Source organism: Methylobacterium sp. FW306-05-D, from assembly GCF_058782155.1.
The window spans coordinates 51,845-74,425 of record NZ_JBYSXL010000014.1 but is presented as its reverse complement, the minus strand read 5'-3'; the positions used below and the strand labels follow the sequence as shown (position 1 = coordinate 74,425).

Sequence of the window (22,581 nt, the reverse complement as noted above, 5' to 3'; positions counted from 1 at the left end):
CCCCGGGGGCGCCGCGCCTTTGCTGCTTTCCGGTCGCGACCCTTTTCCGCCGATCGGCCGGGATTTTCCGGATGCGACCGCTTGCATTGCGGGGCGCGACCCGCAAAACCCCACGCGACATCCGAATGACCGAGCCCGGCCGATCCCTCCCGATCGCCGCCGCCGCAGCCGGTGAGTTGAACCGATGACCGATCTCGACACCCTCGAAGGCGACCTGCTCCGTCAGGTCGCGGACGCCGCCGACGAGGCCGCCCTCGACGCCGTGCGCGTCGCGGCGCTCGGCAAGAAGGGGTCGGTCTCCGAACTCCTGAAGACCCTCGGGGCGATGACCCCCGACGAGCGCAAGGCGCGCGGCCCCCTGATCAACGGCCTGCGCGACCGAGTCCAGGGCGCGCTCACGGCGCGGCGGGACGCCCTGGCGGAGGCGGCGCTGGCCGCCCGCCTGGCGGCCGAGCGCATCGACGTGACCCTGCCGGTGCGCGAGGCGCCGGAGGTGCGCGGCCGCGTCCACCCGATCAGCCAGGTCATGGACGAGATCACTGCGATCTTCGCCGATATGGGCTTCTCGGTGGCCGAGGGGCCGGACATCGAGACCGACGACTACAACTTCACGGCCCTCAACTTCCCGCCCGGCCACCCGGCCCGGGAGATGCACGACACCTTCTTCCTGGCCCCCGACCGCAACGGCCAGCGCAAGGTGCTGCGCACCCACACCTCGCCGGTGCAGATCCGGACGATGCGGTCGCAGCAACCGCCGATCCGGGTGATCTGCCCGGGCCGGACCTACCGGCACGATTCCGACCAGACCCACACGCCGATGTTCCATCAGGTCGAGGGCCTGGTGATCGACAAGGCCGCCAACATCGCCAACCTCAAATGGGTGCTGGAGGAGTTCTGCCGCACCTTCTTCGAGGTCGAGGCGGTGAAGATGCGCTTCCGGCCCTCGTTCTTCCCCTTCACCGAGCCCTCGGCGGAGGTGGACATCCAGTGCTCGCGGAAAGGGGGCGAGATCCGCTTCGGCGAGGGCACCGACTGGCTCGAGATCCTCGGCTGCGGCATGGTCCACCCCAACGTGCTGCGCAATTGCGGCCTCGATCCCGACAGCGTCCAGGGCTTCGCCTTCGGCGTCGGCATCGACCGGATCGCCATGCTGAAATACGGCATGCCGGACCTGCGCCCGTTCTTCGAGGCGGACGTGCGTTGGCTCGACCATTACGGCTTCCGGCCCCTCGACATCCCGAGCCTGGTGGCCGGGCTGACGGGCTGATCCCGAGCCTTCACGCGCCGGCCCCGGCCGGACGAGACCTTTCCTTTCCTGTTCGGCGCCGGCGTCCCACCCACCCCGGGAGCCTCGGACGCCAGGGGATTCAAGCGATGAAACTCACCCTCTCCTGGCTCAAGGACCACCTCGACACCGAGGCGTCCCTCGACACCGTGACCGAGACCCTGACGCGGATCGGGCTCGAGGTCGAAGGCATCGAGGACAAGGCCGCGAGCCTCAGGCCCTTCGTGGTGGCCCACGTCCTCACCGCCGAGCCCCACCCCAATGCCGACCGCCTGCGCGTCTGCACGGTGGAGGCCGGCACCGGGCAGCCGGTGCAGGTGGTGTGCGGCGCGCCCAACGCCCGGGCCGGGATGAAGACGGTGTTCGCCCCTCCCGGCACCTACGTGCCCGGCCTCGACAAGACCCTGGCGGTGGGCACCATCCGGGGCGTCGAGAGCCTCGGCATGCTGTGCTCGGGCGCCGAGCTCGGCCTCGGCGAGGAGGCGAGCGGCATCCTCGACCTGCCCGAGGACGCGCCCACGGGCCAGCCCTACGCGCTCTACGCCCGGCTCGACGACCCGGTGGTGGAGATCAACCTCACCCCGAACCGGCCGGACTGCACCGCCATCCACGGCATCGCCCGCGATCTCGCCGCGACCGGCCTCGGCGACCTCAAGCGGCCGCCGCTGCCGCCGGTGCGCGGGGAGGGCGACTGCCCGGTGCCCGTCACCCTCGACTTCGCCGCGCCCGACGCGGGCCTCTGCCCCTACTTCACCCTGCGCCTCGTGCGCGGCGTGACGAACGGCCCCTCGCCGGACTGGATGCAGGCGCGCCTGCGGGCGCTCGGCCTGCGCCCCATCAACGCCCTCGTCGACATCACCAACTACCTGACCTTCGACCGCGGCCGGCCGCTCCACGTCTTCGACGCCGCCAAGGTGGCGGGCGGCCTCGTGGTCCGGCGCGCCCGCGATGGCGAGTCCCTGAAGGCCCTCGACGGCAAGACCTACGCGCTGACCGGCGACACCGTGGTCATCGCCGACGACAACGGCGTCGAATCCATCGGCGGCATCATCGGCGGCGAGGCCTCGGGCTGCGACGCGGCGACCACCGACGTGCTCATCGAATCGGCCCTGTGGGACCCGGTGAACATCGCCCAATCCGGCCGCCGCCTCGGAATCATCACCGATGCGCGCTACCGCTTCGAGCGCGGCGTCGATCCGGCCTTCACCCTGCCGGGCCTCGACCTCGCCACCCGCCTCGTCCTGGAGATCTGCGGCGGCAGCCCGAGCCAGCCCGTGATCGTCGGCGAGCCGCCCCAGACCGAGCGGGTCATCGACTTTCCCTGGACCGAGACCCGGCGGCTGGCCGGCATCGAGCTGTCCCGCGCCGAGATGAAGGTCACCCTGGAGGCCCTCGGCTTCCACGTCGCCGGTTCCGGCGACCGGGTGAAGGTGCTCACCCCCTCCTGGCGCCCGGACGTCGAGGGCAAGGCCGACCTCGTCGAGGAGATCGTGCGCATCGCCGGGCTCGACCGCATCGAGCCCAAGCCCCTGCCGCGCATCGAGGCGGCTTTGGGCAAGCCGGTGCTGACCGTGATGCAGAAGCGCACCCGCCTCGCCAAGCGGGCGCTGGCCAGCCGCGGCCTCGTCGAGGCCGTGACCTGGTCGTTCATCCCCCACGACGACGCCGTGCTGTTCGGCGGCGGCGGGGCCGACCTGGCGCTGGCGAACCCCATCGCCGCCGATCTCTCCGACATGCGCCCGAGCCTGGTGCCGGGCCTGCTGCGCGCCGCCCAGCGCAACGCCGACCGCGGCAGCGCCGACGTCGCCCTGTTCGAGGTCGGCCAGTGCTTCGCCACCGACCAGCCCGAGGGGCAGACCATCCGGGCGGCCGCCATCCGCCGCGGCACCGCCACCCAGGCCGGCGCCGGCCGCCACTGGGACGGGCGCACCGCGACGGTCGACGCCTTCGACGCCAAGGCCGACGCCCTGGCGCTCCTGGCGGCTCTGGGCATCCCCACCGGCGGCCTGCAGGTCGTGGCCGGCGGGCCGGACTGGCTGCATCCGGGCCGCTCCGGCACCCTGCAGTTCGGCCCGAAGAACCCGGTCGGATCGTTCGGCGAGGTGCATCCGCGCGTGATGAAGGCCCTCGACCTCAAGGGCCAGCTCGTCGCCTTCGAGATCGCCCTCGACGCGGTGCCGCTTCCGAAATACCGTGCCACCAAGGTCAAGCCGAATCTCGTCCTGTCGGACTTCCAGCCGATCTCCCGCGATTTCGCCTTCGTGGTCGGCCGGGACGTCGCGGCCGGCGACGTGGTGAAGGCCGCCCAGGCCGCCGAGCGCAAGCTCGTCACCGGCATCGACGTGTTCGACGTCTACGAGGGCGTCGGCATTCCGGAGGGCTCGAAGTCGGTGGCGATCGCGGTCCGGCTCCAGCCGGTGGACCACACCCTCACCGATGCGGAGATCGAGGCGGTCTCCGCCCGGATCGTCGCCGAGGTCGCACGCAAGACCGGGGCGACGCTCCGCTCCTGAAACCTCTCTCCTCCTGACAGGACAGGCCAACGATGCTCGATCCGGATCTCGTCGCCGTGCTCTCGGCCGCCCCGTACCTGCCGGTGCCCGAGATGCGCGCGGCGCTGGCGGAGCCGGACCGCATCGCCGACGCGGTGCTCGACGTCCTGGATCGGTCATCCCGGGAGCCGGGCCTGACGGAGGCCGAGGCCGAACTGATGTTCTGGGGCCTGCACATCCTCGCCGCCGCCCAGGACACCCGGGCCTACCGGCCGCTGATCCGGCTGCTCCACGCGGACGGGGACACGCTCGACACCCTCCTCGGCGACGTGATGACCACGACCCTGACCAAGGTCCTGATCAGCGTCTTCGACGGCGACGTCGAGCCGGTCTTCACCCTGCTGCTGGACAGCACTGTCGACTCCATCGTGCGGAACGAGGCCTTCGCCGCCGTGGCCTACCTGAGCGAGGTCGGGCGCATTCCGCGCGACCAGGTCCACGACCTGCTGGTCCGCTTCGACGACAAGCGGGCCGCCGTGGAAGTCGATCCGGCCTGGGCGGGCTGGGAGGAGGCGATCGCCCTCATGGGCTTCCCCGAGCTGGAGCCCCGCGTCGCCGCCGCCCGCGAGGACGGCCGGCTCACCCCGACGAACAGCGATCCGACCTGGTTCCCCGAAGCCCTGCGCGAGACGGTGAAGCGCCGCGATCCCGCCCGCTTCAACCCCGAGCGCTTCGGTATCCTCGACGACCCCCTGACGGACCTCGCCTGGGCGGCGGAGGGCTTCGGCCAGCCGATCGTCAACCCGCTCAAGCATGTCGGCCGCAACGACCCGTGCCCCTGCGGCAGCGGCAAGAAGTTCAAGAAGTGCTGCCTCGACAAGGTCGCGGCCTGACGCGGCCACGGTTCGGCGCGATGGAAGCCGGGGGGGGCGACGGGGCCCGCGCGGCCATCCGCCCGCCGGCCGGCAACGGCGTGTCGCCGCATCGCGGGTGAAGCGGCGGCGCCGACTTGGTTAATCCTGCGCGATGAAAGTCTCGCATGGTCAGGCGGCGTTTTAATCCCGTCCGACCGGAACAAAATACCAGCAAAGGCCGGTGCGATTCAGGCGTTTCAGCCTTGGCCGGCCCCTTGTGCGGGGCAGCGTGACCGAACATATTTGCTCACGAGGCGCCGCTTGGCGCCAAGAGGTCCTGTGCGTGAGCCTCATTCCGAAATCACACGCTGAGAGAGCTTCCAAGGGAAACTCCCATGGCATTCGATAACAGCCCCTTCCGGTACGGCGCCCAGCCGACCGGGTATGCCGGCAGCCAGGTCGAGATCGACCAGGGCCTGCGTACCTTCATGCTCGGCGTCTACAACAACATGGTCATCGGCCTCGGGATCTCCGGTCTCGTGGCCCTCGGCCTCAACATGGCCGCCGTCGCCCAGACGGCGACCGGCCGCGTCGCCCTGACGCCGTTCGGCCAGCTGCTCTACACCAGCCCGCTCAAGTGGGTCGTGATGCTGGCGCCGCTCGCCTTCATCTTCATCTTCTCGATGCGGATGGACCGGATGTCCGCGGCCTCGGCGCGCCTGACCTTCTTCGCCTTCGCGGCGGTGATGGGCGCCTCGATGTCCTCGCTCCTCCTCGTCTTCACCGGCGCGAGCGTGGTGCGGGTGTTCTTCATCACGGCGGCGACCTTCGGCGGTCTCAGCCTCTACGGCTACACCACCAAGCGCAGCCTGTCCGGCATGGGCTCGTTCCTGGTGATGGGCCTGATCGGCCTGATCATCGCCTCGCTGGTGAACATCTTCCTCGCTTCTTCGGCGCTGCAGTTCGCGATCTCGGTGATCGGCGTGCTCATCTTCGCGGGCCTCACTGCCTACGACACGCAGAAGCTCAAGGAGATGTTCCTCTACAGCGGCGCCGATGCCGAGGGCGCGGCCAAGCTGTCGGTGAACGGCGCCCTGACCCTGTACCTGGACTTCATCAACATGTTCCAGATGCTGCTCTCGCTCCTCGGCGACCGCCGCTGAGCGAACCGGCCAGCCGACAAGCGAAGAAAGGCCCCGGCGGGACACCGCCGGGGCCTTTTTGCTGGGCGGCGGCGGTCCTTCGAGGCTGATTTGCGCGAGGCCGATTGGTCGCAAGCGAAACCAGCCATCGGTTCGGGGCGCCTCGGGCGTGCAATCCAGAGCCGTCGACGTCAGATTCGGTACGACCTGCGCGTCTGGATCCCGGGTTCCGCTGCGCGGCCCCGGGATGACCGGGTGCTGCTACCCGGGTGTCTCGTCCGCGTCCGCTGCTGGTCGAATCCCGCAGTCCGACGGAGCAGCCGGCACCGTCGCGTCGCGAAGTCCCGTCACACCGCCCGGAGCGGCGGTTCCAGCACGGCCAGCACCCGGGCGAGGTCGGTGCCGCGCTTCATCACCAGGCCCGAGGCCGCCACCACCGCGTAGGCGCCCTGGCGCCGGGCCAGCTTCGGGTCCTTCTCCACCCGGTAGAGGGGCATCTCCGAGCTGCGCCGGTAGATCGAGAACACCGCCTTGTCCCGCCGGAAATCGAGGGCGTAGTCCCGCCACTCGCCCTGCGAGACCATCCGGCCGTAGAGGTTGAACAGCACGCGCAGCTCCGCGCGGTCGAAGGCGATCTGGGGCGGGACCGGCGCGGTCGGGAAGGGAATGACCCGGGCAGCCGCCTCGGGCCCTCGCGGATCGGCACCGGTTCTCTCGCTCATCGTCACTCCTGTTCCGGACTGATCCTCCATCATGGTGCCGGGCTTTCACCGCCGCAAGGGCGGCGATTCGCGCCTGGTCCGCGAAACACATCACCACGATTTCGCCGCCATCAGGCCCAGCGTCGGCCTTGATGAGGCGCGACACCTGTGGCCGAAACTTCGTCGGTTCCGTCCCGGCGCGGCGTCCGATCACACCGGCTCCCCAGCTCTTCGGCCGGCGCCCGGATCGGCGGCACCGACATCCCAGAGGTTTCGAGACCCAAGGACTTCAGGCCGCCTCTTCGGAGTGCGGCCCTTTTTTTGGCCCCCCGGCCGGTCCGTTTCCAAAAAGTAAGCCGCGCGGAGAAACTCCGTCTATGAAGGGGGCCTTCTTCGCCGGGGACGGGTCGTGGTCAGCTTCGATGCCGAGTTTCGCCAGACGCTCGCGACCCTGTTCGCCTGGCGTCGCGACGTGCGCCGGTTCCGGACCGATCCGGTCGACGAGGCGCTGCTGCGCCGCTGCCTCGACCTGGCGAGCTTCAGCCCCTCGGTGGGCAACAGCCAGCCCTGGCGCTTCGTCCGGGTCGCCGAGCCGGCCCGCCGCGCCGCGGTCGTCGCCAGCTTCGAGCGCTGCAACGCCGCCGCCGCCGAGGCCTACGCCGCCGACCAGCGCGAGGCCTATGTCCGCCTGAAGCTCGCCGGCCTGCGCGAAGCCCCGGTCCATCTCGCGGTGTTCTGCGACGAGGCCACCGCCACCGGGCACGGCCTCGGGCGCGCCACCATGCCGGAGATGCTGCGCTACTCCGTGGTCACCGCCGTCCAGACCTTCTGGCTCGCCGCCCGCGCCCATGGGCTCGGGGTCGGCTGGGTCTCGATTCTCGAGCCCGGCACGGTCTGCGAGACCCTGGAGGTGCCCTGTGCCTGGAGCCTGGTCGCCTATCTCTGCGTCGGCTTTCCCGTGGAGGAGCACGAGGACCCGGAACTCGTGCGCCACGGCTGGCAGCAGCGCCTCGGCAGCGGCATGGTGCTGATCGAGCGTTGACCTTGCGCGAACCGGTAAGGTCAACGAAGGCGTAAGTCGAAGCCGAGGATTCGACCGGCTCCCGGCCGCCCTGCTTTACCGCGGTTCAGGATTGCCGTGTATTACCCCGGCGCCAGCACTTCGCTTTACCGGAACGAGAACCCGCCTCCGCGATTGATGATCGGGCAAACGGTCACGCTTTCGGAGGTTCGGGTCATGGTCGGGTACGGTCAGCGGGTGGTGGCGATGGCGGGCGCCGCCCTGGGCGCGGGTGTCCTGGGTGCCGCGCTTCTCGGCGCCCCGGTCCAGGCGCGGGAAGTCGTGGCCTTCCACGACGGCGTCAGCCCGGGCTCGATCATCGTGCGCACCGCCGAGCGCCGGCTCTACCTCGTCAACGGCGACGGCACCGCGATCCGCTACCCCGTCGCGGTGGGCAAGCCCGGCAAGCAGTGGAGCGGCGCCACCCAGATCGACGGCAAGTACGTGGAGCCGGCCTGGTCGCCCCCGCGCGAGGTCAAGCGCGACAACCCGCGCCTGCCCGCCGTGATCGCCGGGGGCTCGCCCTCCAACCCGATGGGGGTCGCGGCCATGACCCTGGCCGGCGGCGAGTACGCCATCCACGGAACCAACCGGCCGAACTCCATCGGCACCTACGCGTCCTACGGCTGCATCCGGATGTACAATCAGGACATCGCCGACCTGTACGAACGCGTCTCGGTGGGGACGCAGGTCTACGTCACCCGATAGCCTCCGGACCCGCGCGACCTCGACGCGACCGCGCGGGTATTCCAGGGCTGTTCAGCGCGCCGGCGGCGTCGTCGCCTCGACCGCCGTGAAGGCCTCGAGGATGCGGTAGCTGTGCTCGGCGCCCTCCGGCACCAGCCAGGAATCGCCGGGCTCGAGCAGCACCGTCTCGCCCTCGACGATCAGCTCCGCCCGGCCGGCGATCACGTAGCCGACCGTCTCGTAGGGGCTCTTCGCCAAGGGCTTGTCCGCACGGGGGGATTCGTCGCGCCACATCCGCATCGCGATGGTCTGTCCGCGCGCCAGGGCGACCTCGCCCTGCGCATCGGCGCCCGCATTCCTGCTCGAAACCTTGATGGCCATCGTCCGTCTCCCTGCCATTGTGCCGGTGGCCGGAACAACGAGAGGGAGTTGCCGCCGTTCCGGCGGCGAAACGCCCTCAGAAGTCGACGGCGATGCCCTTGATCTCCCAGTCGTCGTAGCGCACCGGCTCCAGCCCGCCCCGGCCCTGGCGCTCCCGCCGGGCCGCGATCTCCGCCGCACGCGCATCGATCGCCGCCCGCCGCTCGGCCGCCTCCGCCAGTGCCCGTGCCGCCTCCGGCGTCAGGGCGCGTCGCTCGGTCGATGCCGCTTCCGCAACGATTTCCGTCGGCTCCGGGCTGGTCATGGCTTGCATCTCGGTCTTGCGGGTGGAAGGGCAATCGGGGATGGGCCCGTCGCGAACGGGCCCCTGGCTTTGGAAGTGGCATTCATGGCGACACGCCGCAACACGGATGCGCCGACGGCGCCGATCGACCGCAGCGTCGCGGGTCTCGCGGCGCGTCAGGTCGCCCACGGCGCGGTGGCCGACCTCATCGGCAAGACCCGCGGCTTCGCCCTCGAGGACGCCCTGGCGCAGGCGAGCCGCAACGCCGGCCTCGACGCCGCCGATGCCGGCCTCGCCCGGGCCATCGCCACCGCCACCTTCCGGCGCCTCGGCTTCCTGCGCCGGGTGCTCGCGGCCCGGATGTCGCAGGGGCTTCCCGAGGACCAGCCCCGCCTCGTGGCGCTCCTGGCCACCGGCGCCGTGCAGATCCTCGACCTCAACGTACCCGATCATGCAGCCGTCGACCTCGGCGTGCGCCTCGCCAAGGCCGATCCGCAACTCCAGCACCTCTCCGGCCTCGTGAACGCGGTCCTGCGTCGGATCGTACGTGAGCGCGACGCGATCGTGGCCGATCCCGGCGACCCGCTGGCCGACAACACGCCGGACTGGCTCGCCCGCCGCTGGCGCGCCGCCTACGGCGAGGACACCGCCCGTGCCATCGCGGCGGCCCATCTCCAGGGGGCGGCCCTCGACATCACGGTGCGCGGTGCGGCCGCCGAATGGGCCGAGCGCCTCGGCGGCGTGGCCCTCCCGACCGGGAGCCTACGCCTGCACGACGTCCATGCTGCCGTCGCCGACCTGCCGGGCTATGCCGAGGGTCGGTGGTGGGTGCAGGACGCCGCCGCGGCCCTGCCGGCCCGACTCCTCGACGTCCGCCCCGGCGAGCGCGTCGCCGACCTCTGTGCCGCCCCGGGCGGAAAGACCGCGCAACTCGCGGCGGCCGGTGCCGCGGTGCTGGCCGTCGACCGGTCGAGCCCGCGCCTGGAACGCCTCTCGCAGAACTTCGCCCGCCTCGGACTCGAGGCGGAGATCCGCGTGGGCGATGCGCTGGCGCTGCCCGACGAATCCGCGTTCGACGCGGTCCTCCTCGATGCGCCGTGCTCGGCCACCGGTACCCTGCGTCGGCATCCCGACGTGGCCTGGACCAAGACGGAGAGCGATATCAGTCGCTTGATCGGTCTGCAGAAGCGCCTGTTCGACAAGGCCGCCGCGCTGGTGCGGCCGGGCGGCCGCCTCGTCTATTGCACCTGCTCCCTGGAGCGAGAGGAGGGCGAGTATCAGGTCGCGACGTTCCTCACCCGCAATCCGGATTTCGAGCGCATGCCCGTCCAGGCCCGTGAAGTCGGCGGCTTGGCGGACCTCATCGACGCCGCCGGCGACTTGCGGACGCTGCCCGCACACCTCAATGGTCCGACGCCGGATCTGCGCGGCGGCCTGGACGGCTTCTTCGCGAGCCGCCTGCGCCGAAAGGACTGACCGATGCGTAGGGGGCAGGGCCTGCGCGGCGCCATTCCGGCGGCGGTCGTGCTGGGGTCGCTCGCGTGCGGAGCGGTCCCGGTCCATGCGCAGTTCGATCCCCGCATCCTGCCGCTGCACCCGACCTACGTCCGCAATCCCACCTGCGGGCCGGTCGAGACCAGCATTCCCTTCGAGGAGCACGAGGGGACGCGGGATGTCGCCCTGTCGCCGTCGCCGCGCGAGATGCCGCTGAACCAGGGCGAGAGCGCGATCTGCTTCGCCTACGCCACTGCCGACATGATCTCGCATCGGCTCGGACGCCAGATCGCACCGCTCGACGTCGCGACGAAATACTACTTCGCGGACCCGGAGCGCCTGACCAAGATTCCGGCCCTGCGCGAGCATCTGACGGCGCATCCGAACTGGCGGGCCGACATCGCCTGGAGCCGCAACGCCGCCGAGATGTCCAGTCTCGGAAACCCGAAGCTGCTGCCGTACTTCGACAAGATCGAGGGCGGCGAGGAGGATACGGCGGCCCTGCTCTACAACATCGGCGGCCTCTGCGAGGACCGCGACCTACCCTCCAACGATGGCTATCGCTACGTCAATCCGACGTTGCGGCGCCTGCGCTACCGAAGCCGTCTCGCGCCTGGCCGGATGAGTTTTCGCAGCCTGGCCGGAACGGTCCCGCACCTGCGTCACCTGCAGACCGATACCTTCAATGCGGGCTGGATCGCCCATGTCGAGGCGCGCTGCCGACGGAAGCCCCTGCCGGTGCCGCTTCTGCCGGTGTCCTACCGGGTCGCCGCCAACCAAGCCGAGTTCGTCGAGATGCGGGACTCGGGCACGCCGCCCGGCCCGCGCGCGATCGGCCGCATCCTGTCGATGATCGACTACGCCCTCGACCATGGTCGTGTTCCGACCATCGGCTACAGCTGGTACCTCCTGGAAGATCGCGATCCGAAGGACCCGGATATCCACGCGGACCATGCCAGCCCGGTGATCGGGCGCCGAAAGGTAGGCGGTCGCTGCGAGTACCGGGTGCAGGACAACACCGGGGAGTACTGCGCCCGCATGCGCCCGGGCATGCGCGAGGCCTGTGAGAACGGGCGGGTCTGGGTCGACGAAGAGTCTCTCCGCCGCACGCTCTACAGCGTCACCTACCTGCGCTGAACCGCCTTGCCGCCCTCGACGCTCAGAGCAGTCGTCGGTCGAGGCGCAGGATGCGGCAGGGTTCGCCCGCCCTGGCGGCCGGCGCGTACGGAGCACGGATCAGCAGCGCCTCGGCCGAACCCAGGATGAAGAGCATCGAGGAATCCTGCCGATTTTCGGGATGCACCACCGGGAGTCGGTCGGGCGACGTCGCGATCCGAGACCGGAGGTAATCCTGGCGCAGATCGTTCTCGGCAAGGTCACAGCCGAGGATGGCCGGTTCGGACAGGTCGGCGGACGCGCGCGGATCGCCGAGGAGCGCGCGGATCGCCGGAACCACGAACAGCATTCCGCAGACCACCGAGGCCACGGGATTCCCGGGAAGGCCGAGGACGGCCATCCGACCGAGGCGCCCGTGCATCAGTGGCTTCCCGGGCCGGAGGGCGACGCGCCAGAAGCCGAGCTCCAGACCGCGCGTCCGCAGCGCGGATTGCACGAGGTCATGGTCGCCGACGGAGGCGCCGCCCAGTGTGATCAGCAGATCGGCCTCGGCCGACACCGCGCGCAGGATCGCCTCGTCGAGGGCGGCGAGCGTATCTCCGGCGATTCCGAGATCGACCGCCTCGGCGCCGGCTTCCTGCACCAGGGCCCCCATCGCGAGCCCGTTCGAGGCGACGATCTGGTCCCACCGCGCCGGTTCGCCCGGCGTGACCAACTCGTCCCCGGTGGCGAGGATCGCCACGCGCGGACGCCGCCGGACCGGGAGAATGCCGTGGCCTCCGGCCGCCGCCAGAGCGATCCGGCGCGAATCCAGGCGATCGCCGGCGGCGAGCAAACGATCGCCGGTTCGGAAGTCGAGGCCACTCGGGCGGATGAAGCGCCCGGCAGGCACCGGTTTCCGTCCGATGACGGCCTCCGGCGTCGCTTCGGCGTTCTCCTGGATCAGGATCGCATCGGCCCCCTCCGGCACGGGCGCGCCGGTGAAGATTCGCACCGCTTCGCCGCGTTCCACCGTACCGGCGAAGCCGTGGCCGGCCGAGCTGGTGCCGATGATCCGCAGGCTGGTAGGTGCCTCGGCGAGGTCGACACTGCGGACGGCGTAACCGTCCATGGCCGATGCGGCGAAGGGCGGCTGCGTACGGGTCGCGGACAGGTCGGCCGCGAGCGTGCGTCCGGCGGCCTGCGCGATGGGAACGGTCTCGGACTCGACCGGATCCGGGATGGAGGCGAGCACCCGAGACAGCGCCTCGGCGACCGGGATCATGCTCCCGGATCCCTTTCTTCTCGGAGGCGTGCTGCTCAAGCGTGATCCTCGGCGCGATAGGCGCCGGAACGCCCGCCATCCTTGGCAAGCAGCCGGATGCCCTCGATGCGCATGCCGCGATCGGCTGCCTTCACCATGTCGTAGATCGTCAGGCAGGCGACCGAGACGGCGGTCAGCGCCTCCATCTCGACGCCGGTCGGCCCGAGCACCCTCACCTCCGCCGTCACCCGTAGGCCCGGCAGGCTGTCATCGGCCTCGCAGTCGACGCGGACCTTCGAGAGCAGGAGAGGGTGGCAGAGGGGGATGAGTTCGTGCGTGCGCTTGGACGCCATGATCCCGGCCAGTCGCGCGGTGCCGATGACATCGCCCTTCTTCGCGTCGCCCTCGCGGATCAGGCGCAGGGTCTCGGGCAGCATCACCACCGAGCCGGTGGCCCGTGCCGTGCGGGTGGTGGCCTCCTTCTCCGAGACATCGACCATGTTGGCCGCACCGGAGGCGTCGAGATGTGTGAGCTCGGCCATCGGCGTCCTCAGGCCTTCGCGTCGCCGAAGAGCAGGCGTCGGGTCGCCGCGGTGACGTCGGCCTCGCGCATCAGGCTCTCGCCGACCAGGATGGTATCCAGACCGTTTTCCGCGAGACGGACCACGTCGGCATGCCCGGCGATCCCGCTCTCGGCCACCGCGATCCGGTCGGCGGGCACACCCTCGGCAAGGCGGATCGCGGTTTCAAACGAGACCTCGAAGGTTTTCAGGTTGCGGTTGTTGATGCCCACCAGCCGCGTACCGAGGGGGAGCGCACGCGCCAGTTCCTCGGAATCATGCACTTCGACGAGAACATCCATGCCGAGGTCGTGCGCGGTCTCCACGAGGGCGGCAGCTTCCTCGTCGTCGAGGCAGGCCATGATCACGAGGATGCAATCGGCTCCCCAGGCGCGCGCCTCGAACACCTGGTAGGGCTCGAACAGGAAGTCCTTGCGCAGGACCGGCAGCGAGCAGGCGGCGCGTGCGTCGGTGAGATATTCGGGCTTGCCCTGGAAGGAGGGCGTATCGGTCAGCACCGACAGGCATGTCGCGCCGCCGGCCTCATAGGCGGCGGCGAGGACGGCCGGGTCGAAGTCGGCGCGGATCAGGCCTTTCGAGGGGGAGGCCTTCTTCACCTCGGCGATGAGGGCCGGTCGCTCCTGGGCGATATGTCTGGCGATGGCGTCTGCGAAGCCGCGGGGGGGCGAGACGTTGGCGATGCGCTTCTCGAGCTTGGTCTGCGGGACTCGCAGCTTCGCCTCGGCGATCTCGCGCCGCTTGTAGGTCTCGATGCGGGCCAGCACGTCCTTGCGCTCGGCGGGAGCGATCTCGGAAACCGGGCCGGGCCGGGGCTCGGAACCGGGTTTGGACATGGCCTCGGACTTGGACTCGGACTTGGGCTCGGACATGACGGACTTTCAGGCGTTCGAGCGAAGGTTCGAGAGACGGACCAGGGTCTTGAGTGTGGCGCGCGCGGCGCCGCTGTCGAGGGCCTCGCCGGCCCGCATGACGCCTTCGGAAAGGGAGTGTGCAGCCTCGGCCACCACGAGCGCGGCGCCGGCATTCAGCACGGCGATGTCGCGATAGGCGTTGCGGGCACCATCCAGAACCTGTCCCAGGGCGACGGCGTTGTGCGCCGGGTCGCCGCCCCGCAGGGCGTCCAGGCTATGGAGTGGGAGGCCGACCTCGCGTGGATCAATGGTAAAGTGGGAGACCCGGCCTCCCTCCAGCGCCACCACCGCGGTGGGACCGGTCACGGTGATCTCGTCGAGGCCGTCGCTGCCATGTACGGTCCAGACCCGATCGCTGCCGAGTTCGGCCAGCACGCCCGTCAGCGGCTCGGCCCAAGCCGGGGACGAGACCCCGAAGAGCTGGCGTCGTACGCCGGCCGGATTGGCCAGCGGGCCGAGCATGTTGAAGATCGTCCGTGTCGGCAGTTCCGCGCGCACCGGGGCCACGTGGCGCATGGCGGCATGGTGCGTCTGCGCGAACATGAAGCACAATCCCGCCTCGGCCAGACACAGGCTCAACTCGTCGGGGGCGAGCCCGATGCGTACGCCGAGTGCCGCGAGGACGTCCGCGGCGCCCGAGCGCGAGGTGGCGGCCCGGTTGCCGTGCTTGGCCACCGGCACGCCACAGGCGGCGGTGATGATCGCGGCCAGGGTGGAGACGTTGTAGCTGCCCGAGTGATCGCCGCCGGTGCCGACCACGTCGACGGCGCCCGGGACGCTGCGCACCGGCAGCATCCGCGCACGCATGGCCTCCACGGCACCGACGATCTCCTCCGGTGCCTCGCCGCGGACCTTCAAGGCAACGAGAAAGGCGCTGGCCTGGACAGGCGTCACCTCTCCCGAGAGGAGGTCGTCGAAGGCCCGGCGGGCCTCGTCGCGCGTGAGGCTCGCACCCATGGCGACCTTCGCGAGGAGGGGCTTGAAGGATTCCATGGAACTCGGGCGCGGCATTCCGGTGCTGAGGCCGGGATTATTCCTGAGGGACGACGCGTCCCGTCAATGCACGCCGTCGCGCCCCTTGTCACGCGCCGCGTTCCACGCCGCCGCAATGTCGAGGAAATTCCGAAGAATCTGCGAGCCGTGATGCGAGAGGATGCTCTCGGGGTGGAACTGCACGCCGTGCACGGGCCGGTGGGTATGCTGAAGCCCCATGATCAGGCCGTCGGCTTCCGCCGTGACGGCGAGATCGGTCGGACAGCCGCCACGCTCGACGACGAGGGAATGATAGCGGGTGGCATCGAAGGGCCCGTTGAGGCCGCGGAAGATACCGGAGGCGCGGTGCTGGATGCTCGAAACCTTGCCATGCATCGGCGTCGGGGCCCGCACGACATCGCCGCCGAAGGCCTGACCGATGGCCTGCAGTCCGAGACAGACCCCGAAGATCGGGATCTCGGCCGACAGATCCCGGACGACGTCAAGGCAGATGCCAGCCTCGTTGGGGGAGCAGGGGCCGGGCGACAGCACCACGGCGTCCGGCCGGCGCGTCCGGATCTCATCGGTGGTGATCGCATCGTTGCGCACCACGTCGATCGAGCCGCACAGGGGGCCGATCAGGTGGACGAGATTCCAGGTGAAGGAATCGTAGTTGTCGATGACGAGGACGTCGGACATGGGCGGCTCACGCGCAGGCATGCAAGCGGTTTGACCGGACTCCTTCGAGGGGTCAACACATGCCCGTGCCGAGCGCTACTGCCCCCGGCGCGCGCGGCTGGCGAACAGAACGGCATCCTCTGCGGCCCGGAACAGCGCCTTGGCCTTGTTGACGCATTCCTGCTGTTCGGACGTCGGGTCTGAATCGTAGACGATGCCGGCCCCGGCCTGGACGTGCATGCGACCGTCCTTCACCAGGGCCGTGCGGAGCACGATGCAGGTATCCATCTCGCCGCGTGCGCCGAAATAACCGATGCAGCCGCCATAGGGGCCGCGCTTCTCGCGCTCCAGCTCGTCGATGATCTCCATGGCGCGCACCTTCGGCGCTCCCGAGACGGTGCCGGCCGGAAAGCCGGCAGCCAGTGCCGCCAGGGCGTCGTGCTTCGGGTCGAGGTCGCCCTCGACGTTCGAGACGATGTGCATGACCTGGCTGTAAAATTCGAGGAAGAACGAGCCCGTCACCGTGACGCTGCCGATGCGCGCGACGCGCCCGACGTCGTTGCGCCCGAGATCGAGCAGCATGAGGTGCTCGGAACGCTCCTTCGGATCGGCGAGCAGCTCTTCCGCCAAGGCCTTGTCCTCGGCCGGCGTCGCACCGCGCCGGCGCGTGCCGGCGATTGGCCGGATGGTGACGCGGCCATCCCGCACCCGCACCAAGATCTCCGGCGAGGAGCAGACGAGCTGGAAATCCTCGAAATCGAGGTAGCACAGGAACGGGGCAGGATTTGTCCGGCGCAGAGAGCGATAGAGGGCCAGCGCCGGCAGAGTGAAGGGCGCCTCGAAACGCTGCGACAGCACGACCTGGAACACGTCACCGGCGACGATGTACTCCTTGGCCCGGGCCACCATCGCCAGATATGCCTCGGGCGTCGTGTTCGAGACCGGTTCAGGATGCGCGATGGCCCGCGGGTCGATGCGTGCCTCGACGGGGAGGGGGCCTTCGAGGACCTCGGCGACCCGCTCCAGTCGGGCAAGCGTCGTCTCATAGGCGGTACGAGCGCCGGTGCCCGGCGCCGGGCGCACCGGGCCGACCACCGTGATGAGATCTCGGACCGAGTCGAAGACGACCATGACGCGTGGGCGCACCAGGATCGCGTCCGGCACGCCCACCGGATCGGGATTCGGCGCGCCGAGATTCTCCATGGCGCGGGCCATGTCGTAGCCGAGATAGCCGAACAGGCCGGCTGCCATGGGCGGCAACACATCGGTGTCACCCTCCGCACCGATGGCGCTCTCGGCGATCAGGTTGCGCAGGCTTTCGAGGGGTGCCGCATCCTCCGTAACGAACTCGGAGAGATCCGGCCCTCGAGCGATCTCAGCCCGTCCGTTCCGACAGCGCCACGCCAGGTCGGGGTCCAGGCCGATCATCGAATAGCGTCCACGCACCACCCCGCCCTCGACCGATTCGAGCAGAAAGGCCGTCCCGGCGTGCTGCGCGCGCAGCTTCAGGAAAGCAGCGACCGGGGTCTCGAGGTCCGCCACCAGGGTGATGCTCAAGAGTGCGGGACGGCCAGCACCGTATGCGTCCGCGAAGGCCGTGAAGGCGGGGTCCTGGAAGTCAGACACCTGGGTCATCGCCGGATCAGTACTCGCCACCGCCGATAGCCCGACGGAAGGCCGCCTGGTTTATGGTCACGCCCACCGAGGTCTGCACGTCGCCGATGTACTCGCCGAGGACGTCGTCGGCGATCGTCGGCTGGAAGCGCTTGGTGATCGCATCGTCCTCCGATGAGCCTGGCACGAAGGCCGGCATCGTCGCGGCGGTGACCTTGAAGAGCGCGCGACTCTCTCCGGCTTCGGCCGAGGCCGACTTATCGACAGCCGTGGCGAAGACACGATTGACCACTTCGGCCGTCAGGTCGCCCTGCGCCTGGTTACGGGCTAGGTCTGTCAGGATCTGGACATTGAGTCCGGCATCCGCCGCCACGGCGTCGACGGCCTCGCCCTTGTCGAGGCGCGCAGACAATTCCTTCGCTTTCGCCAGGAGGCGGCTCTGGACCTCAGCGGCGCGCCAGCGGCTGACGACCTCTTCGCGGACCTCATCGAGAGGCTTGTCGTGTGCTCGGTCGACGCCGGTCACGTCATACCAGACGTATCCGCCGGTCTTGGTGCGCAGGGGCTCGTTGTCGCCGCCCATCTCGGCCCGGAACAAGGCTGTGAGGGTGGTATCCCGGTCCGGAATGCCTTCGACGGTCTTACCCGCAGGATCGAGGCCCTGTGCGGTGACGGCCGAGATGGTTTTCAGCGGAAGGTCCCGCTCCTTCGCGATGTCGGCCAGGGGCTTCGAGTTTGCGCGCTGCTCCTCGATCGCGTCATGCGTCGCGTCGATGCCGCTGTTGGCCCGCTCCAGAGCGATGGTCCTGGCGATATCGGCCGAGACGTCGGCTAGCGGCTTCACCGTCTCCGGTTGAATAGCGGTGACGCGCAGGAGAACGGTGCCGAAGCGGCCCTTCACCGGCGGGCTCACCGTGCTCAGCGGCAGGCTGAAGGCGGTGTCGGCCACGGCGGGATCGAATAGCTCGGCCTTCGACAGGGTGCCGAGGGAAAGGTTCCTGGGATCGGCGCCAGTCTCGGCGGCGACCGCTTCGAACGGCTTCTCGCCGGACTCGACCGCCTTGCGGGCAGCCTCGGCCGCAGCTTGGTCGGGGAAGACGATCTGCTGGATCGTGCGGCGTTCCGGCGTCCCGTACCGGCTCTTCTCGGCGTCGTAGCGTTTGGCGATGTCCTCGGCGGTCACGCTCTCCGGCTTGGCCATCGCCTGTGGATCGAGGACCAGAAGGGTGACGGCGCGCGCTTCCGGAGCACGGAAGGCCGACTTATTCTCTTCGTAATACGCCTTCACCGCCTCTTCCGACGGCGCCGGGATGTCGCCGGCCACGGATGGCGGCAGCATCAACAGGGCCACCGAACGGCGCTCCGTGGTGTAGCGGTGCACCGCCTCGCGCAGCGCCTCGGGGACGTGCAGATCGGCCGCGACCGCCTCGGCGAGTTGCAGACGGGCGGCGACGGCGCGCTGCTCGCGCACGAAGGTCGCCTCGTTGATGCCGGCGCGCTGGAGCGTCTGGTAGAAAAGCGCGGGATCGAACTTGCCGTCGGCGCCCTGGAAGCTCTTTTCCTCCTGGATCGCGCGCAACACGGCCGCGTCGGGGATGCTCAGTCCGAGGGCGACGGTCTGCTGGTCGAGGGAAGCTTCGCTGACGAGCTGCGCCAGCACCTGCCGGTCGATGCCGAGGGCCCGGGCCTGATCTGGGGTCAGCGTGCGGCGGGTCTGGCTCTGATAGCGCTGAAGCTGGTTCTGATAGGCGCTGCGCACGGTCTCGGCCGAGATCTGCGCCCGGCCGACGGTGGCCACGCTGGTGGACGAGCCCGCGCGGAAGAATTCCTCGACGCCGAAGATCGCCACGCCGGCGATCAGGAAGGTGAAGACCACCGTGAGGATGATCTTGCCGAGCCAGTGCTGGCTGGCCTTGCGCATGTTCTGCAGCATCGAACGTCCGGGTACCCGTCGCGTAGGCGCCCGAGGGCGCCTGTCATTCCTGGGAAAGTCGCCCGCGATAGACCATCCAGGCTGTCACCGCAAAGGGCGTTCGTGGTTTGCGCGGCCTCCGAGGCTCTGTTAGGGCCGGCTCAACCGCGAAGCGAAGCCATAGAAGCCACATCAGCGAGGAACGGGATGACGAAGTCGGGGCGACGGCCGCTGGTGGCGGGCAACTGGAAGATGAACGGGCTGCGCAGCTCGGTCTCCGTGGTTGAGGCCGTCCGCAATGGCCTGACCGCCGACCTGCTCGAGACGGTCGACGTCCTGATCTGCCCACCCTCGACCCTGATCGCCTCGTGCGTCGCTGCGGCCTACGGCTCGCCCATCGCCATCGGTGGCCAGAATCTGCACGCCAAGCCGAACGGCGCCTTCACCGGTAGCATCTCGGCGGAAATGCTAGCGGATCTCGGCGCTTCCTACGTTATCGTCGGCCATTCCGAGCGCCGCGCCTATCATCACGAGACCGATGACGGCGTCCATGCCAAGGCGCTCGCTGCCCGGCGCGCCGGTCTCTGCGGCATCATCTGCGTCGGCGAGACGAAGGAGGAGCGCGAGGAGGGACGGACCCTCGACATCGTGCGCGCGCAACTCGCGATCGGCGTGCCCAAGGGGGCCACCGCCAAGGACACCGTGATCGCTTACGAGCCGGTCTGGGCGATCGGTACCGGCCTCACACCGACTCCGGCCGACATCGCCGAGGTTCACGCCTCGCTGCGTGAAATGCTGGGGCAGCTCATCGGTGCCGAGGCCCAGGCGGTGCGCATCCTCTACGGCGGCTCGGTGAAGCCCAGCAACGCGCGCGAACTGATGGCGGTGGAGAACGTCGACGGCGCGCTCGTGGGCGGCGCCAGCCTCGTCGCCGACGACTTCCTCGGAATCGCCCGAGCCTACCTGCGCTGATCAGCGGCTGGTAAACCCGCCGCCCGCCGCTTCGACGATTCGCCGTTGGAGCTTCATGTCGATGACGCGACAGGTGAGATGATCTGGCGGTCGGACGAGGATCGCGCCTGGGCCGTCGAGGAGGCTTGCCGCAACGCACGTCCCTCGCCGCGGGAGATCGTTCTCGGGGGCTGGGTCCTGCGCGCGTCGGGCGGCCCGACGCGGCGGACGAATTCGCTCAATCCCCTGCGCGGCTGGCGCGACGACCCTGCTGCCGTCGTCGCTGAGGCCGAAGCCGTCTATCGAAGCCTCGGCCAGCCCCTGATCGTCCGCGTGCCCGACCTCGTCCCTGAGATGGATCTCGTCCTCGACGGGCTCGGATTCCGGCGCGAGGGCGAGACCTGCACGCTCGTTGCGGAGCTTTCGCCGGGCACTGAGCGCGATATCGGCGATGTCTGCCTCACCGAGACACCGGATGCGACGTGGTTGGCGGCCCACGGCGATTGCGAGGGCGTGGGGTCGGAGGTGGCCCGGAAGTGCTACCGTGCCTCGGTCGAGTGCCTGATCCTGCCGAGAATGTTCGCTCGGCGCGTCGAAGGGGCCCGGACGGTCGCCGTCGCCTATGGGGCCGTGCACCGGGGCATCCTCGTCTTCGAGTCCGTGGCGACCCATCCGGCTCACCGTCGTGCGGGACATGCGCGCAGCCTGATCCTGGCCCTGATGGCGTGGGCGCGCCGTGAAGGCGCGACCAGTGCATGCCTTCAGGTGGTCGCCGAGAATCTGCCGGCCCGCACCCTCTATGCGGGTTTGGGGTTCACCCGGAGCCTCTACGGATATCGCTACCGCCGCCGGGGCTGACTTCTGCGATGCCCGGTGTGCCTCACAGCTTGAACGCCTGCCGTGCCAACAGACGCCAGTGTCCACCGTCCCGATGCCAGACCTGAAGCACCCCGATATGCACGGGCACGGTCTTGCCGTTCGCGATCGTTTCGCCGTCAAAGACGTGCCGGACCACTGCGGTCTCCCCGACGACGGAGGCGGTGCGATTCGCCAGCGTGATGCTGGGAAAGCTGGAGCGCCGGCTGGTGAGGGCCTCGACGAAGGTGGCCTTGTCCTGCACGGTGCCGCTCGAGTGGCCGTAGCTCAGTCCGTCGAGAACGAGCGCATTCAGCGCAGTCCCATCGGCGGCGAGCATGGCCTGCGTCAGGGCATCCACCGCAGCTTCGACCTCTCTTTCGGCGTCGGCGGCTCGGATCGGAAGGGCGGCCAGACATGCCGCGGAGACGACGACGCTCAGCAGGAATCCCCGAAAGTACGAACGAGACTTGGCCAACGCGTTCATCCTCCATGGTCGGGCTTCGAAGCCCCGTCATCTTCGAGCAAGGCGGACCCTACTCCGATCGGGAAACAGTGTAAGCCCGGCTCGGCTCGGTCGGGAAAGCGCTCGGCTCCGGCCTGAGGGCCTTCAGGGATCGCGTCGGCACACGGGTCCGGTTGGCGCGCGGGGCCATCTGGTGTATGGCCCCGCGGATATGTCGGCGGCGCCAGGACTCTCCGGCCCGTGGTGCACCCGTGCTCGATCCGCTTCCCCGGCGATCGGCGTGCGGGAGATGAAGCTTCCGGAAACCCGATGCAGACCGTTCTGATCTCGATCCATCTCATCGTCGTCCTCGGCCTGATCGCCGTGGTCCTGCTCCAGCGCTCCGAGGGCGGTCTCGGACTCGGCGGCGGCGGCAGCGGCGGCGTTGCGGGGTTCATGACCGGTCGCGGTCAGGCCAACGCCTTGACGCGCGCGACGGCAATTCTCGCGGCGCTGTTCTTCACCACCAGCATGGCGCTGGCGATCCTGTCTCACCGGAGTGCTGCGCCGCGGTCGATCCTGGAAGGAACCGGAACGAGCCAGCCTGTGACGCAGCCCAACGCCGGCAACCTGCTCGATACCCTGCGGGGCCAGGGCGGTGCCCAGCCCACGGCTCCGGTTCAGCCCGGCACCCCTGCCCAGGTTCCCGAGACGGCCCCGGCTCAACCGGCCGTGCCGCAGGCGCCGCAGTCCCGCTGATCGAGCGTCGGGGGCGCCTCGATCCGTCGCTGGGTCGTAACGGAAACGCGATGGGCTCGCTGAGCTTCTTTGATTCAGCCGAGAACACAGTTCGTTGAGAGATGCGGCGTCCAAGTGATTGGACGCCGATCATCGTTGGAATGCCGATCGGACGACGTCCTCGAC

At 69.6% G+C, this 22,581-nt stretch carries 23 protein-coding genes; 12 read left to right on the top strand and 11 right to left on the bottom strand.

The window, feature by feature from the left end:
* The 5 genes from AC3WLN_RS07815 to AC3WLN_RS07795 form a co-directional block, all read left to right on the top strand.
* On the top strand, positions 1–188 hold a 188-nt coding region (locus tag AC3WLN_RS07815; RefSeq protein WP_492480462.1), incomplete at its 5' end, for a hypothetical protein.
* The gene (pheS, locus tag AC3WLN_RS07810; protein ID WP_056216769.1) at positions 185–1,267 is read left to right on the top strand and encodes a phenylalanine--tRNA ligase subunit alpha; all 1,083 of its coding nucleotides are present in this window, start codon (positions 185–187) and stop codon (positions 1,265–1,267) included. The genes AC3WLN_RS07815 and pheS, both read left to right, overlap by 4 nt.
* A 107-nt stretch (positions 1,268–1,374) precedes the next feature.
* Positions 1,375–3,798: a phenylalanine--tRNA ligase subunit beta gene (gene pheT / locus AC3WLN_RS07805; protein WP_492480461.1), complete on the top strand. Its 2,424-nt coding sequence runs from the start codon at positions 1,375–1,377 to the stop codon at positions 3,796–3,798.
* Between the two features lie 32 nt (positions 3,799–3,830).
* A complete protein-coding gene (locus tag AC3WLN_RS07800; protein ID WP_492480460.1) occupies positions 3,831–4,670 on the top strand; it encodes a DUF1186 domain-containing protein in 840 nt (279 codons plus the stop codon).
* A gap of 356 nt (positions 4,671–5,026) precedes the next feature.
* On the top strand, positions 5,027–5,794 hold the full coding sequence (locus tag AC3WLN_RS07795; protein WP_447676276.1) for a Bax inhibitor-1/YccA family protein: 768 nt from the start codon (positions 5,027–5,029) through the stop codon (positions 5,792–5,794).
* Between the two features lie 326 nt (positions 5,795–6,120).
* On the opposite strand, the gene AC3WLN_RS07790 is transcribed toward AC3WLN_RS07795, so the two are convergent.
* Positions 6,121–6,495 carry a DUF2794 domain-containing protein gene (locus AC3WLN_RS07790; RefSeq protein ID WP_463774670.1) on the bottom strand — a complete coding sequence of 125 codons (375 nt, stop codon included), beginning with the start codon at positions 6,493–6,495 and terminating at the stop codon, positions 6,121–6,123.
* Positions 6,496–6,883: 388 nt separating this feature from the next.
* Here AC3WLN_RS07790 and bluB point away from each other — a divergent pair, with 388 nt between their 5' ends.
* Together bluB and AC3WLN_RS07780 are read left to right on the top strand one after the other, a co-directional pair.
* A complete protein-coding gene (gene bluB / locus AC3WLN_RS07785) occupies positions 6,884–7,516 on the top strand; it encodes a 5,6-dimethylbenzimidazole synthase (RefSeq protein ID WP_492480459.1) in 633 nt (210 codons plus the stop codon).
* Between the two features lie 225 nt (positions 7,517–7,741).
* Positions 7,742–8,242 carry a L,D-transpeptidase gene (locus AC3WLN_RS07780; RefSeq protein ID WP_492480466.1) on the top strand — a complete coding sequence of 167 codons (501 nt, stop codon included), beginning with the start codon at positions 7,742–7,744 and terminating at the stop codon, positions 8,240–8,242.
* 51 nt (positions 8,243–8,293) lie between these two features.
* Here AC3WLN_RS07780 and AC3WLN_RS07775 read toward each other — a convergent pair whose 3' ends face one another.
* Complete coding sequence (locus tag AC3WLN_RS07775; protein WP_492480458.1) at positions 8,294–8,602, bottom strand: cupin domain-containing protein; 309 nt, start codon at positions 8,600–8,602, stop codon at positions 8,294–8,296.
* 76 nt (positions 8,603–8,678) lie between these two features.
* Positions 8,679–8,906: a DUF1674 domain-containing protein gene (locus AC3WLN_RS07770; protein ID WP_492480457.1), complete on the bottom strand. Its 228-nt coding sequence runs from the start codon at positions 8,904–8,906 to the stop codon at positions 8,679–8,681.
* An 84-nt stretch (positions 8,907–8,990) separates the two neighbouring features.
* Here AC3WLN_RS07770 and AC3WLN_RS07765 point away from each other — a divergent pair, with 84 nt between their 5' ends.
* A complete protein-coding gene (locus tag AC3WLN_RS07765; RefSeq protein WP_492480456.1) occupies positions 8,991–10,361 on the top strand; it encodes an RsmB/NOP family class I SAM-dependent RNA methyltransferase in 1,371 nt (456 codons plus the stop codon).
* 3 nt (positions 10,362–10,364) lie between these two features.
* Positions 10,365–11,516 carry a hypothetical protein gene (locus AC3WLN_RS07760; protein ID WP_492480455.1) on the top strand — a complete coding sequence of 384 codons (1,152 nt, stop codon included), beginning with the start codon at positions 10,365–10,367 and terminating at the stop codon, positions 11,514–11,516.
* A 22-nt stretch (positions 11,517–11,538) separates the two neighbouring features.
* On the opposite strand, the gene AC3WLN_RS07755 is transcribed toward AC3WLN_RS07760, so the two are convergent.
* The 7 genes from AC3WLN_RS07755 to AC3WLN_RS07725 form a co-directional block, all read right to left on the bottom strand.
* Positions 11,539–12,759, bottom strand: a complete 1,221-nt coding sequence (locus AC3WLN_RS07755; RefSeq protein ID WP_492480454.1) for a molybdopterin molybdotransferase MoeA — start codon at positions 12,757–12,759, stop codon at positions 11,539–11,541.
* Between the two features lie 35 nt (positions 12,760–12,794).
* Positions 12,795–13,280 (bottom strand): cyclic pyranopterin monophosphate synthase MoaC, encoded by a 486-nt coding sequence (moaC, locus tag AC3WLN_RS07750; protein WP_492480453.1) that lies wholly within the window; start codon positions 13,278–13,280, stop codon positions 12,795–12,797.
* Positions 13,281–13,288: 8 nt separating this feature from the next.
* The gene (trpC, locus tag AC3WLN_RS07745) at positions 13,289–14,152 is read right to left on the bottom strand and encodes an indole-3-glycerol phosphate synthase TrpC (RefSeq protein WP_492480465.1); all 864 of its coding nucleotides are present in this window, start codon (positions 14,150–14,152) and stop codon (positions 13,289–13,291) included.
* Between the two features lie 45 nt (positions 14,153–14,197).
* A complete protein-coding gene (gene trpD, locus AC3WLN_RS07740) occupies positions 14,198–15,223 on the bottom strand; it encodes an anthranilate phosphoribosyltransferase (protein ID WP_492480452.1) in 1,026 nt (341 codons plus the stop codon).
* Between the two features lie 63 nt (positions 15,224–15,286).
* Positions 15,287–15,901 (bottom strand): anthranilate synthase component II, encoded by a 615-nt coding sequence (locus AC3WLN_RS07735; RefSeq protein WP_492480451.1) that lies wholly within the window; start codon positions 15,899–15,901, stop codon positions 15,287–15,289.
* A gap of 75 nt (positions 15,902–15,976) precedes the next feature.
* Positions 15,977–17,515: an anthranilate synthase component I gene (trpE, locus tag AC3WLN_RS07730; protein ID WP_492480450.1), complete on the bottom strand. Its 1,539-nt coding sequence runs from the start codon at positions 17,513–17,515 to the stop codon at positions 15,977–15,979.
* A gap of 7 nt (positions 17,516–17,522) precedes the next feature.
* A complete protein-coding gene (locus AC3WLN_RS07725; protein ID WP_492480449.1) occupies positions 17,523–19,427 on the bottom strand; it encodes a peptidylprolyl isomerase in 1,905 nt (634 codons plus the stop codon).
* A 186-nt stretch (positions 19,428–19,613) separates the two neighbouring features.
* Between AC3WLN_RS07725 and tpiA the strand changes: the two genes are divergently transcribed.
* Together tpiA and AC3WLN_RS07715 are read left to right on the top strand one after the other, a co-directional pair.
* Complete coding sequence (gene tpiA / locus AC3WLN_RS07720; RefSeq protein ID WP_463774715.1) at positions 19,614–20,378, top strand: triose-phosphate isomerase; 765 nt, start codon at positions 19,614–19,616, stop codon at positions 20,376–20,378.
* A gap of 78 nt (positions 20,379–20,456) precedes the next feature.
* A complete protein-coding gene (locus tag AC3WLN_RS07715; protein WP_492480448.1) occupies positions 20,457–21,215 on the top strand; it encodes a GNAT family N-acetyltransferase in 759 nt (252 codons plus the stop codon).
* A 22-nt stretch (positions 21,216–21,237) separates the two neighbouring features.
* Here the strand turns inward: AC3WLN_RS07715 and AC3WLN_RS07710 are convergent, their stop codons facing one another.
* Entirely contained in the window at positions 21,238–21,690 is a 453-nt protein-coding gene (locus AC3WLN_RS07710; protein ID WP_492480447.1) for a nuclear transport factor 2 family protein, read from the bottom strand.
* 297 nt (positions 21,691–21,987) lie between these two features.
* Between AC3WLN_RS07710 and secG the strand changes: the two genes are divergently transcribed.
* Positions 21,988–22,416: a preprotein translocase subunit SecG gene (gene secG / locus AC3WLN_RS07705; protein ID WP_492480446.1), complete on the top strand. Its 429-nt coding sequence runs from the start codon at positions 21,988–21,990 to the stop codon at positions 22,414–22,416.
* The last annotated feature ends 165 nt before the right edge of the window (positions 22,417–22,581 follow it).

Excerpts from the sequence above, each read along its gene's own strand:
- pheS (WP_056216769.1), top strand. The coding sequence starts at position 185 with ATGACCGATCTCGACACCCTCGAAGGCGACCTGCTCCGTCAGGTCGCG.
- pheT (WP_492480461.1), top strand. The coding sequence starts at position 1,375 with ATGAAACTCACCCTCTCCTGGCTCAAGGACCACCTCGACACCGAGGCG.
- AC3WLN_RS07800 (WP_492480460.1), top strand. The coding sequence starts at position 3,831 with ATGCTCGATCCGGATCTCGTCGCCGTGCTCTCGGCCGCCCCGTACCTG.
- AC3WLN_RS07795 (WP_447676276.1), top strand. The coding sequence starts at position 5,027 with ATGGCATTCGATAACAGCCCCTTCCGGTACGGCGCCCAGCCGACCGGG.
- AC3WLN_RS07790 (WP_463774670.1), bottom strand. The coding sequence starts at position 6,495 with ATGAGCGAGAGAACCGGTGCCGATCCGCGAGGGCCCGAGGCGGCTGCC.
- AC3WLN_RS07780 (WP_492480466.1), top strand. The coding sequence starts at position 7,742 with ATGGCGGGCGCCGCCCTGGGCGCGGGTGTCCTGGGTGCCGCGCTTCTC.
- AC3WLN_RS07775 (WP_492480458.1), bottom strand. The coding sequence starts at position 8,602 with ATGGCCATCAAGGTTTCGAGCAGGAATGCGGGCGCCGATGCGCAGGGC.
- AC3WLN_RS07770 (WP_492480457.1), bottom strand. The coding sequence starts at position 8,906 with ATGACCAGCCCGGAGCCGACGGAAATCGTTGCGGAAGCGGCATCGACC.
- AC3WLN_RS07765 (WP_492480456.1), top strand. The coding sequence starts at position 8,991 with ATGGCGACACGCCGCAACACGGATGCGCCGACGGCGCCGATCGACCGC.
- AC3WLN_RS07760 (WP_492480455.1), top strand. The coding sequence starts at position 10,365 with ATGCGTAGGGGGCAGGGCCTGCGCGGCGCCATTCCGGCGGCGGTCGTG.
- AC3WLN_RS07755 (WP_492480454.1), bottom strand. The coding sequence starts at position 12,759 with ATGATCCCGGTCGCCGAGGCGCTGTCTCGGGTGCTCGCCTCCATCCCG.
- moaC (WP_492480453.1), bottom strand. The coding sequence starts at position 13,280 with ATGGCCGAGCTCACACATCTCGACGCCTCCGGTGCGGCCAACATGGTC.
- trpC (WP_492480465.1), bottom strand. The coding sequence starts at position 14,152 with ATGTCCAAACCCGGTTCCGAGCCCCGGCCCGGCCCGGTTTCCGAGATC.
- trpD (WP_492480452.1), bottom strand. The coding sequence starts at position 15,223 with ATGGAATCCTTCAAGCCCCTCCTCGCGAAGGTCGCCATGGGTGCGAGC.
- AC3WLN_RS07735 (WP_492480451.1), bottom strand. The coding sequence starts at position 15,901 with ATGTCCGACGTCCTCGTCATCGACAACTACGATTCCTTCACCTGGAAT.
- trpE (WP_492480450.1), bottom strand. The coding sequence starts at position 17,515 with ATGACCCAGGTGTCTGACTTCCAGGACCCCGCCTTCACGGCCTTCGCG.
- AC3WLN_RS07725 (WP_492480449.1), bottom strand. The coding sequence starts at position 19,427 with ATGCTGCAGAACATGCGCAAGGCCAGCCAGCACTGGCTCGGCAAGATC.
- tpiA (WP_463774715.1), top strand. The coding sequence starts at position 19,614 with ATGACGAAGTCGGGGCGACGGCCGCTGGTGGCGGGCAACTGGAAGATG.
- AC3WLN_RS07715 (WP_492480448.1), top strand. The coding sequence starts at position 20,457 with ATGATCTGGCGGTCGGACGAGGATCGCGCCTGGGCCGTCGAGGAGGCT.
- secG (WP_492480446.1), top strand. The coding sequence starts at position 21,988 with ATGCAGACCGTTCTGATCTCGATCCATCTCATCGTCGTCCTCGGCCTG.